10 protein-coding genes and 1 pseudogene are annotated in these 12711 nt (G+C 62.6%); 10 read left to right on the top strand and 1 reads right to left on the bottom strand.

The genetic code is table 11. The features are described 5' to 3' along the window. The first annotated feature begins 42 nt into the window (after nucleotides 1-42). The 10 genes and pseudogenes from ABJN75_RS23755 (at nucleotide 43) to ABJN75_RS23710 (ending at nucleotide 11352) form a co-directional block, all read left to right on the top strand. The gene (locus tag ABJN75_RS23755; RefSeq protein ID WP_348442175.1) at nucleotides 43-1293 is read left to right on the top strand and encodes a sarcosine oxidase subunit beta family protein; all 1251 of its coding nucleotides are present in this window, start codon (nucleotides 43-45) and stop codon (nucleotides 1291-1293) included. Nucleotides 1294-1304: 11 nt separating this feature from the next. Further along, the gene (locus ABJN75_RS23750) at nucleotides 1305-1646 is read left to right on the top strand and encodes a sarcosine oxidase subunit delta (protein WP_348442156.1); all 342 of its coding nucleotides are present in this window, start codon (nucleotides 1305-1307) and stop codon (nucleotides 1644-1646) included. Next, nucleotides 1643-4588: pseudogene (locus ABJN75_RS23745) on the top strand (sarcosine oxidase subunit alpha family protein); the annotation flags it as partial. The gene ABJN75_RS23750 and the pseudogene ABJN75_RS23745, both read left to right, overlap by 4 nt. Beyond that, complete coding sequence (locus ABJN75_RS23740) at nucleotides 4565-5143, top strand: hypothetical protein (RefSeq protein WP_348442174.1); 579 nt, start codon at nucleotides 4565-4567, stop codon at nucleotides 5141-5143. The pseudogene ABJN75_RS23745 and the gene ABJN75_RS23740, both read left to right, overlap by 24 nt. A 339-nt stretch (nucleotides 5144-5482) precedes the next feature. Continuing rightward, nucleotides 5483-6088 (top strand): GNAT family N-acetyltransferase, encoded by a 606-nt coding sequence (locus tag ABJN75_RS23735; protein ID WP_348442155.1) that lies wholly within the window; start codon nucleotides 5483-5485, stop codon nucleotides 6086-6088. 83 nt (nucleotides 6089-6171) lie between these two features. Then, nucleotides 6172-6417 carry a hypothetical protein gene (locus tag ABJN75_RS23730; protein ID WP_348442154.1) on the top strand — a complete coding sequence of 82 codons (246 nt, stop codon included), beginning with the start codon at nucleotides 6172-6174 and terminating at the stop codon, nucleotides 6415-6417. A gap of 666 nt (nucleotides 6418-7083) precedes the next feature. Continuing rightward, nucleotides 7084-7521, top strand: a complete 438-nt coding sequence (phaP, locus tag ABJN75_RS23725) for a TIGR01841 family phasin (RefSeq protein WP_348442153.1) — start codon at nucleotides 7084-7086, stop codon at nucleotides 7519-7521. 49 nt (nucleotides 7522-7570) lie between these two features. Next, entirely contained in the window at nucleotides 7571-8500 is a 930-nt protein-coding gene (locus tag ABJN75_RS23720; RefSeq protein ID WP_348442152.1) for an ornithine cyclodeaminase, read from the top strand. A 261-nt stretch (nucleotides 8501-8761) separates the two neighbouring features. Further along, nucleotides 8762-9373, top strand: coding sequence for a DUF6656 family protein (locus tag ABJN75_RS23715; RefSeq protein WP_348442151.1), 612 nt, complete (start codon nucleotides 8762-8764; stop codon nucleotides 9371-9373). 170 nt (nucleotides 9374-9543) lie between these two features. Continuing rightward, nucleotides 9544-11352 carry an SLC13 family permease gene (locus ABJN75_RS23710; protein WP_348442150.1) on the top strand — a complete coding sequence of 603 codons (1809 nt, stop codon included), beginning with the start codon at nucleotides 9544-9546 and terminating at the stop codon, nucleotides 11350-11352. Nucleotides 11353-11612: 260 nt separating this feature from the next. Here the strand turns inward: ABJN75_RS23710 and ABJN75_RS23705 are convergent, their stop codons facing one another. After that, nucleotides 11613-12650: a helix-turn-helix domain-containing protein gene (locus tag ABJN75_RS23705; RefSeq protein ID WP_348442149.1), complete on the bottom strand. Its 1038-nt coding sequence runs from the start codon at nucleotides 12648-12650 to the stop codon at nucleotides 11613-11615. Nucleotides 12651-12711 lie beyond the last annotated feature (61 nt).

Here is a 12711-nt window from a genome sequence, read left to right as displayed (position 1 = left end):
TCGGGCATTCCTATGCAGCGAATTCCGGGCGTGGGAACAGCGATGAAATATTCGGCATTATCGATATTGCGGCAGGGGCTTTCGGGCAACAAGGGCTGGCAGCCGGCGTGGCGGGAGCCCGAGCCCAAGAGCCATTATGATGTGATCATTGTCGGCGGCGGCGGGCATGGGCTGGCAACCGCGCATTATCTGGCGAAAAACCACGGCATCACCAATGTGGCGGTGCTCGAGAAGGGCTATCTCGGCTCGGGCAATGTCGGGCGCAACACCACGATCGTGCGGGCCAATTACCTGCTTGAGGGCAACGAGCCGTTCTTTGCGCATTCGCTCAAGCTGTGGGAAGGGCTCGAGCAGGAGCTGAATTTCAACGCGATGATGTCGCAGCGCGGCGTGATCAATCTGTATCACTCCGACGGTCAGCGCGACGCCTATGCGCGGCGCGGCAATGCGATGCGGCTGGCGGGCGAGGATGCGGAACTGTTGGGGCGCGAGCAAGTGCGCGAGCTGGTGCCGTATCTGGATTTTGACAATGCGCGGTTTCCGGTGCATGGCGGGCTGCTGCAGCGGCGCGGCGGCACGGCGCGGCACGACGGTGTGGCCTGGGGCTATGCGCGCTCGGCCGACAGCCGCGGCGTCGATCTCATCCAGAATTGCGAAGTCACCGGCATCCGCCGCGAGGGCGGCAGGGTGGTTGGCGTGGAAACCTCGCGCGGCTTTATCGGCTGCACCAAGCTTGGCCTGGCTGCGGCTGGCAATTCGGGCCGGGTGGCCGAGATGGCCGGGATGCGGCTGCCGATCGAAAGCCAGGTGCTGCAGGCATTCGTTTCCGAAGGGATCAAGCCGTTCATCGACCAGGTGGTGACCTTTGGCGCGGCGTTGTTTTACATGTCGCAGTCGGACAAGGGCGGGCTGGTGTTCGGCGGCAGCCTGGATCTGTACAATTCCTACGCCCAGCGTGGCAATCTGGCGACGGTGGAAAGCGTGATGGAGGCGGCCTGCGCCATGGTGCCCGCCGTGTCTCGCGTCAAGGTGCTGCGGGCCTGGGGCGGGGTGATGGACATGTCGATGGATGGCTCGCCGATTATCGACAAGACGCCGGTCGACGATCTCTATCTCAATGCCGGCTGGTGCTATGGCGGCTTCAAGGCGACGCCGGCCTCGGGCTGGTGTTTTGCGCATTTGCTGGCCACCGGCGAGACCCATGAACTGGCACGCGCCTTCCGGCTCGACCGGTTTTCGCGCGGGCACCAGATCGATGAAACCGGGCATGGCGCCCAGGCAAACCTGCACTAGGGGGCGGAGATATGGCCAGTCTGATCACCTGTCCCCATTGCGGGGTTCGGCCCAAGGAAGAATTCACCATTCGCGGTGATGCCAAGCCGGTGCGGCCGGCGCCGGAGGCGGAGTTTGCGGCCTGGGACGACTATGTGCACATCCGCGACAATGTGCGCGGCGTGATGGCAGAGCACTGGCAGCATTCGGGCGGTTGCCGGCGCTGGCTGGTGGTGGAGCGCGATACGTTTAGCCATGATGTGCACGCAGTGACGGATGCGGCGGAATTTACGCTGGCGCGGGCTTCCAAGGGCACCAAGGCCGGGACAGCAGACAAAGCGGCGAAACCCGCCAAGGGGAGGGCGAAACCATGAGCTTCTCCCGGTTTGACGATGGCGGGCTGATCGACCGGTCGCGCACGTTCGGCTTTTCCTTTGATGGCAAGCGGTTTGAAGGCTTTGCCGGCGACACGCTGGCCTCGGCATTGCTGGCGGGTGGCGTCAGCCTGATGGGCAGATCATTCAAATATCACCGGCCGCGCGGGCTTTTGAGCGGCGGGGCGTCGGAGCCGAATGCGCTGGTCACACTTGGCGACGGCGCGACGCGGGAACCCAATCTGCGCGCCTCGATGGTGGGCTTGCGCGACGGGCTGGTGGCCGAAAGCCAGAACCGCTGGCCGTCACTGGGCTTTGATGTCGGTGCGGTCAACCAGACGCTGTCGCCGTTTCTTGGTGCAGGCTTTTACTACAAGACCTTCATGTGGCCGGCGAGCTTATGGGAAAAGCTCTACGAGCCGCTGATCCGCCGCGCCGCCGGGCTGGGCCGCGCCAGCCACGTTGCCGACGCGCAGGACTATGAAAAGCGCTGGGCCCATTGCGATTTGCTGGTGATCGGCTCCGGACCGGCCGGCCTGATGGCGGCGCTGAGTACTGCGCGCGCCGGGGCGCGGGTGGTGCTGTGCGACGAGAATGTGGAATTTGGCGGGCGGTTGCTGAAGGATCGTGTCGAGATCGGCGATGCCGACGGGCCGGGCTTTGTCGCGGGTGTGATCGCGGAACTGACGGCGAGCCCGAATGTGCGGCTGCTTTCCAACACCACGGTGTTCGGCGCCTATGACAGCGGTGTCTATGGCGCGGTCGAACGGCGCGATGGCGCGGTTTCCGGTCCGGCGCAGCGGGTCTGGCGGATTGTGGCCAAGCGCGCCGTGCTGGCGGCGGGTGCCGAGGAACGGCCGCTGGTGTTTGGCGGCAATGATCGGCCGGGCGTGATGACGGCGTCGGCGATGCGCGGGCTGGTCAATGCTCAGGCGATCCGGCCGGGGGACCATGTGGCGGTATTTGCCACCGGTGGGTCGGGCCACGAAACGGCGCGCGATCTTTTTGCCCGCGGGCTTGCGGTGACGCTTGTCGATGGGCGCAGTGATGTGCCGGCTGCGGAGCTTGCGGCATCAGACGGCGCTCGGGTGCTTTCGGGCCATGTTGTGGCCGACGCGCTGGGTGGCAGGGCGGTGTCGGGTATTGAGGTGATCGACCGGGTCTCGGGCAAGCGGCAGAGGATCAAGGCCAACGCGCTGGCGATGTCGGGCGGCTGGAACCCGGTGGTGGGTCTTGCCTGCCATCGTGGCGACAGGCCGGTGTGGGACGCAGGCACAGGCATGTTCCTGCCGCCGGCTGAACGCGACGGATTGAGTTCTGCGGGCAGTGCCGCGGGTGTTCTCGATCTGGCAGGGTGCCTCAACAGTGGCGCCGAAGCCGGGGCTCGTGCCGCAGGCGAGCTTGGTTTCAAACCGCGCAAGGCCGATGTGCCCGATGTGCGGGAGGCCTGTGGCGGATCGAGCGGGTTTAAAACGCTGTGGCATGTCGCCGAAGCGCGCGGCAAGGCATTCGTCGATTTTCAGAACGATGTCACCGTGTCGGATCTGGGGCTGGCGGTGCGCGAGGGCTATGGCCATGTCGAGCTGGCCAAGCGCTACACCACGACCGGCATGGCCACCGATCAGGGCAAGCTGTCCAATGTCAACGCCATCGGCATCCTGGCGGAAAACCGTGGCGTGAGCCCGGACCAGGTAGGCACCACCACATTCCGGCCGTTCTACACGCCGGTCAGCATCGGCGCGCTGGCGGGCGAACATCGCGGCAGCCATTACCGCCCGGTGCGGCGCTCGCCGCTCAATGGCTGGGCCGAAAAACACGGTGCGGTGTTTATCGAGGCCGGGGCCTGGATGCGGGCATCGCATTTTCCGCGGGACGGCGAAGTGAGCTGGAAAGAGGCCTGTGACCGCGAGACGCTTGCCGTGCGCGCGAGCGTTGGCATTTCCGATGCCTCGACGCTGGGCAAGATCGATCTGTCGGGCAAGGATGCGGCCAAATTCCTCGATCTGATCTACACCGGCAAGATGTCGACATTGGCGATCGGCAAGGCGCGCTACGGCCTGATGCTGCGCGAAGACGGGCTTTTGATGGATGACGGCACGGTGAGCCGGATGGGGGAAAGCCATTATCTGATCACCACCACGACAGCTGCGGCCGGCGAGGCGATGGCGCATCTGGAATTCTGTGCCCAGGCGCTGTGGCCGGAACTCGATGTGCGGCTGGCCTCGGTCACCGACCAGTGGGCGCAGATCACCGTTGCAGGGCCGGCTTCGCGCGATGTGCTCAAGCGGATCGTCGATGCGGATCTGAGCGAAGCGGCGATGCCGTTTCTGGCGGCGCGCGAAGTGCGGCTCTATTCGGGGCTTGAGGCGCGGCTGTTCCGGATTTCGTTTTCGGGCGAACTGGCGTTCGAGCTGGCGGTGCCGGCGCGCCACGGCGAGGCGATAGCCGATGCGATCATGCAGGCTGGAGTGCCCTTCGGCATTACGCCTTACGGGCTGGAAGCGCTGAATGTGCTCAGGATCGAGAAGGGCTTTATCACCCATTCCGAGATCGACGGGCGCACCACGCCGGGCGATCTGGGGCTGGGCAAGATGGTCAGCACCAAGAAGGATGATTTCATCGGCCGGGTGATGCTTTCGCGCGAAGGCTTGCAGCGTGAGAATCGTGAGCAGTTGGTGGGGCTCAGGCCGGTCAATGCGGCGCACCGTATTCTGGCCGGCGGGCATCTTATCGAACCGGATGCCGCGCCGACCATGGCCAATGATCAGGGCCATGTCACCTCGGCCTGCTGGTCGCCGCATCTCAAATCCACTATCGCGCTGGCGATGCTCAAGGACGGGCGCGACCGGCATGGTGAAATTCTGACGGTGTGGGATGGGCTGCGCGGCATCGAGACCCGGGCGATTGTCGGTGATCCGGTGTTTATCGATACGAGTTCGAAGAGCGGGGCTCGTCCGGTTCGTGCCGATCAGCCTGTGCTTGCAGCTAATGCCGGCTCGCCGGATCTGCTTGCCGGTCTGACGGTCAGCGCTTGCGAACAGGTGGCGCTGACGCAATTGCCCGATGCGCCGGTCTGTCTGATCTCGGGGCCTGTGGCGAGTTCTGCCGTGGTGCGCAAGGCAGCCAAGGCGGGGGACGGAGTTGTTCGCGCGGTGCAGCCCGGCCAGGCGTTGGCGGTCGGTGCCGCAGGCGAGAGCTTTTCGGCGCTCGTCGAACGGCTTGGCGCACCAGCTCAGGTGAGCCTGTGCGATCTGTCGGATGCGCGGATCAGGTTGTCACTCTCCGGGCCCCGGGCTGAAGACGTTATCGCCACCCAGTCGGGCATGGACACGGGACTTTCCGTGTTCAAGCCTGGGTCAAGCGCGCCGACCCTGTTTGGTCATGTGCCGGTGCAACTGACCCGGACCGGGGATGACAGTTTCGAGATCATGGCGTTTTCGACTTACGCGCGGGATCTCGCCGAAAGCCTGTCGCGGACGCTTGGCCTCATCGACTGAGGCCGCGCAGCGTGGGCACAGCGGGGGCTGCAAATCATCCGCGGCAGCGGGCTGGTTTGTTTCACCTGACCTGCGGGCGCGTTCGCATTGACCGCTCGCCGGCAAGAGCACGCGCGCTCATGGCCGGGTGCCCGCGCCTTTGCAGGCAGTCCTGCGGTTTGAAGACAACCGCCGCGGCGCCCGTGAGCGGCAGATCGATCGAGGCCCTGACGATATCGCCAGAGCAGGCACGAACACGGCTTATTTCCATTGTCACAAAAGCTTGTCTTGATTTTGTTGCGCTGCACAATTATGTAGGGTTCAGGTGAATTCGGGAGGAATGACCTTTGGAGGTCGACCATGCTCTTCCGGTTTCTGTTTAAACCGCGCGACCCACAATTAGTTATCGGCAGCGACGTCACGCTCAAATATTTGGGGCCGTCGGATGCCCGGGATTTCTGCGCCCATATTCATGAGCTTCACTACGAGGATTTCCGGGACCGGTTCAACGGTCTGGTCTCCGATCCGTGGCTCGATCAGTACATCGCCCGCTCGCTCAACGAAGCCATCGTCATTGGCGCCTATGTCGGCGACCACCTGGTTGCGGTGGCCGAGCTGCACACCGGTGGACAGATTTCGCAAGGCGAAGGCGAGTCGGCTTTCTCGGTGGCGTCGGACTGGCGCCGCAAGGGGCTGGGGACCATCCTGGTGAAGGCGCTTCTGCGGGCGGCTTCGGAAAACGAGATCTCCGAGATCATCGTCGAGACGGGGTCGCAGAACCACGCGATGAAGGCGCTGGCGCGCAAGTTCGGCGCCAAGATGCAGTTTTCCAGCGACCAGTCCGTTGGCCGGATCAATGTCGCCGACGGCTTGCGGCTGGCGGCGCGTGACCGCACGCACAGGAAATTTCCCAGCGTGCCGTTGCCTGCGCCGGAAATGACTTCGGCCGCCGTGACGATGAATTGAGACTTTGAATCAACTGGCTTGCAACAAGAGTCCGGAATTTACCGCAAGCCATTTGAAAATTTGAGAAAAAGGTGTTCCGGGTGATGCGAAAAATTGACAGGGCAGAGACAGTGCAAAGCGATTTTGGAGTTGCCGGCCGATTTTCCGGATGCGGCCTGAACAGATTTTCCGCGCCACGACATTACTGTGGCTGCGGCGTCAAGCGCGGCTGCGGCAACTTCAGGACACAGTTTCCGGGCGACTTCGGCGGCGCCCTCGAAGCGCTCGGCGTCGAGCGGATCGTGTTTGATGCCCAGCTTGGACTGGACCCGCACGGCGTCGGCAGGTAAGGCGGCAAATGCGCTCGGCCGCGATGGGTGAACGGACCCGGCGGGACCGGCCTTCGACAGGGGCGGCGCTGCTGCAACCAGACCTTTTCCATATGGCCCGGATCGGTTCAATGCGGTTTTGAGCGACAAGCCGGATCCGTGCCGGGCAGGTGTCTGACCGACGCAGTCCGAGCGCCACGGCAGGTTGGCGCGGCGCAGGCCGAAACCGCAAGGCGGCGTCGGGGACTTCCGCTGCCGACGCAGCCGGCAAGCTTATGACGATGATCGGCCGCGATCCCGAGACTGCCGGTTCTGGCTGTTGCGGGTGACGGTGGGGTGCAGATCATGACTGCGCCCGGCGCGGCGCGGGCCGCCGGATTTTGGCACATGCCATGGCAGGTTTATGCGGCTCCGGGCCAGCGAATCGGATATTCTCACAGTACCAAAATGAATTGTGCGTCGCAATAATTGTTGCGACGCAGCAGGAGATTCGGTTCGCTTTTCGCGCGGCTGGTTCATGGCTTCACGCAAAATGCGCTGTGGTCTGAGGATACGGATGTGCAATCGGCAGGTGCAGCGTTGCGACCGCGCGGGGGTTGAAATTAGCGTTGGGCCACCGACGTTAGGGCTGTATAGTTGACCACAGCATCAGGCGGGCAGGCGTCCGCCGCAACCTGGAGGAATACCATGGCCGAGAAGAACTCCACCGACGATCTGGTTTCCATGTTCATGAATTTCGGCAAGGACATGAAGCTGCCTTCACAGGATCTCGAAGCCCTTGTCGAGCGGCACAAGAAGAACCTGCAGGCGCTGGACGAGGCCGCCAAGACGGCAGGCTCGGGCGCCACGTCGATCATGGCGCGGCAGCACGAGATGGTGCAACAAGCGCTGGATGAAATTTCCGCCATGGCGGACACCATGAAATCCGGCGGCGATCCGGCGGCAATGATGACGGCGCAGGCGGACTTCGCCAAGCGGTCGTTCGAGATGGCGATCAAGAACACCAGCGAGATCGCCGGCCTGGCGCAGAAATCATCAACCGACGCCTTCAAGGTGCTGCAGAAAAACATGCAGGAAACGCTTGAAGATGTGCGCACGGCCATGACCAGGCAGACCAGGAAATAGACCGGCAGCAGGACCGGCACAGACAGACTTGCATTCAGAAGGACTTATCATGCGCATTGTTACCGGAGACGATATCGGTTCGGTCTGTTCCTGGCCGTTCGCGGTGGAGGCGCTGCGCGCCGGGCACCTGATGCCGCCGGCGGATCTGCGGGACTCGCTGATCGAGAGCGCCGGCCGCAAGATGCTGGTGCGCACCGCCTGGATTCCGGGGCTGGCCTCGGGCGTCAAGGCGGTGACGATCTATCCCGACAATCCGTCCTCCGAGCAGGCCCTGCCCTCGGTGCAGGGGCAGGTGCTGCTGTTTGACGAGGCGCAAGGCAATGTAGTGGCGGTGCTGGAGGGTGTGGATCTGACGGCGTGGAAGACGGCGGGAGATTCAGCCCTTGGCTCGTCGTGCCTGTCGCGCGCGGACGTGAAAACCATGCTGATGGTGGGCGCGGGCTCGATGGCGGGGCCGCTGATTGCCGCGCACCGCGCGGTGCGGCCCTCGCTGGACCGGGTGATGATCTGGAACCGCAGCGCGGCGCGGGCCGAGGATCTGGCGGCGACGCTTGACGGGGTTGCCACAGAAGTGGTCAGCGATCTCGACGAGGCGGTGTCGCGCGCCGACCTGATCTCGTCGGCCACCATGACGACCGAGCCGCTGATCCGCGGCGCGGCGCTCAGGCCCGGCACCCATGTCGATCTGGTCGGCGCCTATACGCCCACCATGCGCGAGGCCGACGATGCGACGCTGACCCGCGGACGGCTGTTTGTTGACAGCCGCGCCACCACCATTGCCCATATCGGCGAGCTGATGATCCCGCTCGCCTCGGGCGCGATCACCGAGGCGGACATCGAGGGCGACATGCACGATCTGGTGCAGGGCAAGGCCGGGCGCCAGTCTCCCGAGGAGATCACCGTGTTCAAGAACGGCGGCGGTGCGCATCTCGACGTGATGATGGCACATGCGGTGTATCTGGCGCTTGCCGGGCGGTGAGGCGACGCGGCGCTCCTGACGCCATCAAAGCGTGGCAATGATGCGCGCGCCGGCTGCGCACCGGTTCATGGCGGCATTGACGCCTGCTGCCGAGGTTCCTTGCCGGTTTTGAACGCGGATGCTGCGGGGGTCCTCAATGTCCGCTGCGGTGGCCTCGCGCGATCAGGTGTCGTCGCGTCGCCGGATTTTGCGGTGGCTGCAGCAATCCATTAACCGTTTACGGTCACTATTCCGCTCTGGAAACCAGAGCTCGTTGTCGACATGTCGAAGTTCAGATACTACGCGGCCAAGGCGACAGGACAGGCAGCTGTTCCTGCAAAGGCGATCCATACCAACTTTCTCAGAACCGGGCGGATTGTCCGCAACGCGGAGGACTGGGTCGAGGAAGAACGGCGCTTCCTGACCTATGAGGAGGTCGCGGCGCGAACCGGAATCCGGCTTGAAAACGCCGGCAGGAAGACGCATCAGCGATTGAACAGGTTCCACAAGGACATCCAGTTCCCGAAGATCATCTTTCACAAGACGCTGGCCCAGGCACCGCACCTTGGCTATATCCATGTGACGGCGTCGAAGACCGATTTTGCCGACTACAAGGACGTCACCTGGGGGTTTTACATCGCCAATTTTTCGGCCGAAATCACCGCTGACGAGAAATTCTTCAATCGCATCAACCACCGCTACGCGCGGATGTATTTTGCGGTGGCCATGAAAAACCGCGAAGCCGACGGGACGCGCCAGCAGGTGATCAACCGCGAGGTCCGCGACAACGGTGTGTTGTTTCGAACCGATGACCCCAGGACCGCGCTCAAGAACGTGCTGCTGCTCGGCGCAAGAACCGCCGAACTGCGCAAAATCGTTGCGGCGATCGGCTGAGAAGCTGCAAGCGCGGCGCCGCTCCCGACGGGGTGATCGCGCAATCGGTCTGTCAGGCGGAAGCCATCAGACGGGCTGGCGCTCACGCTGAATAAAATGTCCGGTCACGCAACTCTCCGGCTGCCGGCGCGTTTGTCAATCAGCTTGCACTCTCGGCTCCGGGCGGTTTCATGGTTGAAAGTTTTTACGCTGAATTCATGAGAGACACGCCGTCGGGTCTTTCCGCTGTCATTCTCGGGCTGGTTTTCCTGGGGTTCCTGTTCGAAAAATTGCCACCCGCGGCGGTCGCCACCGCCGGCGCGGCGGCGTTTTTGCTGCTCGGCTATGTCTCGACCGAGGAAGTGCTGGCGGTGTTTTCCAACCCGGCGCCGATCACCATCGCGGCGATGTTCATCCTGTCCTCGGCGCTGGTCAGCACCGGTGTGCTCGACGCGGCGTCTTCGTATTTTGTCACCTTGTCCGAGAGGCGCGGACCGATTGCGATTGTGCTGCTGCTGCTCGGTGCTGCGCTGGCGTCAGGTCTGATGAACAACACGCCGCTGGTGATCGTGCTGATCCCGATCATCTCGAAAATGGCCGGCGCGCTCAACATCGCCTCGAGCAAGGTGCTGATTCCGCTGTCCTACATGTCCATCCTCGGCGGCACGCTGACCCTGATCGGCACCTCGACCAACCTGCTGATCGATGGCGTGGCGCAACGCGAGGGCATGGAGCCGATGCGGATGCTCGAGATCCTGCCGTTCGGCCTGGTGGCGCTGGTGGTGGGGGCGCTGACATTGCTGCTGTTGGGGCCGAAACTGCTGCCCTCGCACATCGTCTCCGGCGACGCCATCGACGACAGCGCCACCGAATTCATGTCCGAGGCGCAGATCATCGCCCCTGCGGCCAACGCGGACGAGGGCAATTCCACCGGCAGGCCGCTGAAGGATTTCAGCGCGCTGGCGAAAACCCGCGTGCTGGCGATTTTGCGCGGCAGCGAGCGGCTGAAACCCGACCCCGGGCTTGAACTCAACACCAACGATCTGGTGATCTTTCAGGCCAACCAGTCCGAATTGCTGACGCTGCGCGATCACCCCAACTACAAGCTGGGCTACTACAAGAAACTGCTCGCCGCGGCGGACCAGCAAAAGACCGAGAAGATCGAGGCGGTCTATGCCGGCGACGCGGGCTCGAGCGGCCGGCAGCTGCGTGATCTGGGCTGGTTCAAGGCCGGCGTGCGGGTGCTCGGCATTTCCCGGCGCAAGCACAATCCCGGACCTGAACTGTCGGAGGTGCGGCTGCGCGCCGGCGACCGCATCCTGCTCGAAGGCAGCCCCGGCGATCTGGCCGATATTCTCCAGTCGGAAAGCTTTGTCGCAGCCGCCGTGCCGAAACTCAGACCCTACAAGCGCCACCGGGCCGGACTGGCGATGCTGACCATGATCGGCGTCATCGTGCTGTCGATCTTCAACGTGGCGCCGATCGTCACCCTGTCGCTGCTCGGCGTCGGCATGATCCTGCTGACCCGCTGCGTCGAGGCCGAGGACGCCTGGAAATCCATCGACGGCTCGATCCTGGTGCTGATCTTCGCCATGCTCGCCATCGGCCGCGGGCTCGACAACACCGGCGTGGTGCAAAGCCTGGTCGATGCGGTGACGCCGTTTTTGAAAACCGTGTCGCCGCTGGTGGTGCTGTTTGTGCTTTATGCGCTGACCTCGGTGCTGACCGAGCTGATCTCCAACAATGCGGTGGCGGTGATCCTGACGCCGATGGCCATCGGTCTCGCCACATCGCTCGGCATCGACCCGAAACCGCTGATCTACGCCATCATGCTCGGCGCCTCCGCCAGCTTCGCCACCCCCATCGGCTACCAGACCAACACGCTGGTCTATGCCGCCGGCAACTACCGCTTTGCCGATTTTCTCAAAGTCGGACTGGTGATGAACCTGGTCGTCGGCATCGCCAGCTGCCTGGCGATCTGGGCGTTTACCGGGATTTGATGGGGGGGGCGAGGGGCGACCGGGGAGATCACCGTGGTCAAGAGCGGCTGCGGCGCGCATCTCGATGGGGTGATGCGCATGCGGTGTATCTGGCGTTTGCGGGGCGGTGAGGGGAGACAGGTGCTCTTACTGATCGTGAGTTGAGGTCGGTTTCGGGCGGGGAGCGGTCGTTCGTTGCGAATTGGACTTACGGCAACTAAGCGGATTTATGAGACATTCGCGGCAGCTGCGCCAACGTCCGCTTCGTGAAGACCTCGACGTCACCCCGCCGCAATTGGCTTGGCGATCTGCGAGATGCGTTGAAATTTCTTTCGATAGGCGGCTGGTGATAGACCAACGCCTCGTTTGAATACCCTACGAAACGATGCTGGGTCTTCATAACCAACTGAACCGCCAACGTCATCCACTGAATGCATATCGGTTTCAAGCATCTGCTTGGCTTCTTCTATCCTGAGCGCCTGCACATATTCGATGGGCGCAAAGCCAGTTGCAGAACGAAATCGACGTGAAAAAGTACGAGGGTTCAGGCCGGATCGGGCAACCATTTGTTCGACCGGCCTAGCGAGAGCGTAATTATCAGCTATCCAAACTTGGCAGTCAGAAATTTGCGCATCCGAGGTTTCCATTGGACGGGTCATGACTGAGTAAGGTGACTGGCCTTCAGAGTGGCCACTAATCAGAAATACCTTCGCGGTTTCAATCGCATGCTGGTAACCGCAAAATCTGGCGATCAGGTATACAGCCAAATCATGCCACGCGCTGACTCCACCTGCGGTCACAATGCTGTTTGCTTCGGCTGCCAAACACAGAATGGATTCATTGCGAAATGCAACCTTTGGATAATGGCGTTGAAACATGTCACGGTACGCCCAATGCGCTGTCGCTTCTTTCCCGTCCAAAAGCCCTGCTTCTGCAAGAAGGAGCGATCCTGAGCAGACCGAAGTCAACATAGCGCCTTCCGCGTGCATCTTTCGCAGCCACGCAATTTCTCGGGGGTATCGGCCCTTCGGCACATCGTAGATCGACGTATACATGTCGCAGATGACAACGGCATCTGGTGTCACTTGATCGTTCGCCGACATATGCGGTTCAACCGGAATATTTCCAATACAATGGAATGGTTTTCCGTCTGCCGACGCAATCCTGATGTCCAACAGTTCATCGCCTGGCGATCCTGTGACCATGTCAGAATATACGGCACCAGCGGACAGCAAGACATCATACAAACCATAGAGAACGGATGCTGATGTTTCCGGCGCAGCGAGCAGCACAATCAGGGGCTTCTTAGCCTGGGTCATGACTGCTCCTTGTCCAATTGGGCACGGTATTGGCAGATTTGCCATGGTCACTTGTCCAGTA

The sequence above is a fragment of the Hoeflea sp. genome (assembly GCF_039975035.1).
In the GTDB taxonomy this organism is placed as follows: domain Bacteria; phylum Pseudomonadota; class Alphaproteobacteria; order Rhizobiales; family Rhizobiaceae; genus Hoeflea.
The sequence above is the reverse complement of the archived record's forward strand: the minus strand, read 5'-3'. Positions and strand labels throughout refer to the sequence as shown.

Bases quoted from the DNA above. Each gene is read 5' to 3' on its own strand.
- ABJN75_RS23730 (WP_348442154.1), top strand. From the start codon at position 6,172: ATGCGAAAAATTGACAGGGCAGAGACAGTGCAAAGCGATTTTGGAGTT.
- ABJN75_RS23715 (WP_348442151.1), top strand. From the start codon at position 8,762: ATGTCGAAGTTCAGATACTACGCGGCCAAGGCGACAGGACAGGCAGCT.
- phaP (WP_348442153.1), top strand. From the start codon at position 7,084: ATGGCCGAGAAGAACTCCACCGACGATCTGGTTTCCATGTTCATGAAT.
- ABJN75_RS23735 (WP_348442155.1), top strand. From the start codon at position 5,483: ATGCTCTTCCGGTTTCTGTTTAAACCGCGCGACCCACAATTAGTTATC.
- ABJN75_RS23710 (WP_348442150.1), top strand. From the start codon at position 9,544: ATGGTTGAAAGTTTTTACGCTGAATTCATGAGAGACACGCCGTCGGGT.
- ABJN75_RS23720 (WP_348442152.1), top strand. From the start codon at position 7,571: ATGCGCATTGTTACCGGAGACGATATCGGTTCGGTCTGTTCCTGGCCG.
- ABJN75_RS23705 (WP_348442149.1), bottom strand. From the start codon at position 12,650: ATGACCCAGGCTAAGAAGCCCCTGATTGTGCTGCTCGCTGCGCCGGAA.
- ABJN75_RS23755 (WP_348442175.1), top strand. From the start codon at position 43: ATGAAATATTCGGCATTATCGATATTGCGGCAGGGGCTTTCGGGCAAC.
- ABJN75_RS23750 (WP_348442156.1), top strand. From the start codon at position 1,305: ATGGCCAGTCTGATCACCTGTCCCCATTGCGGGGTTCGGCCCAAGGAA.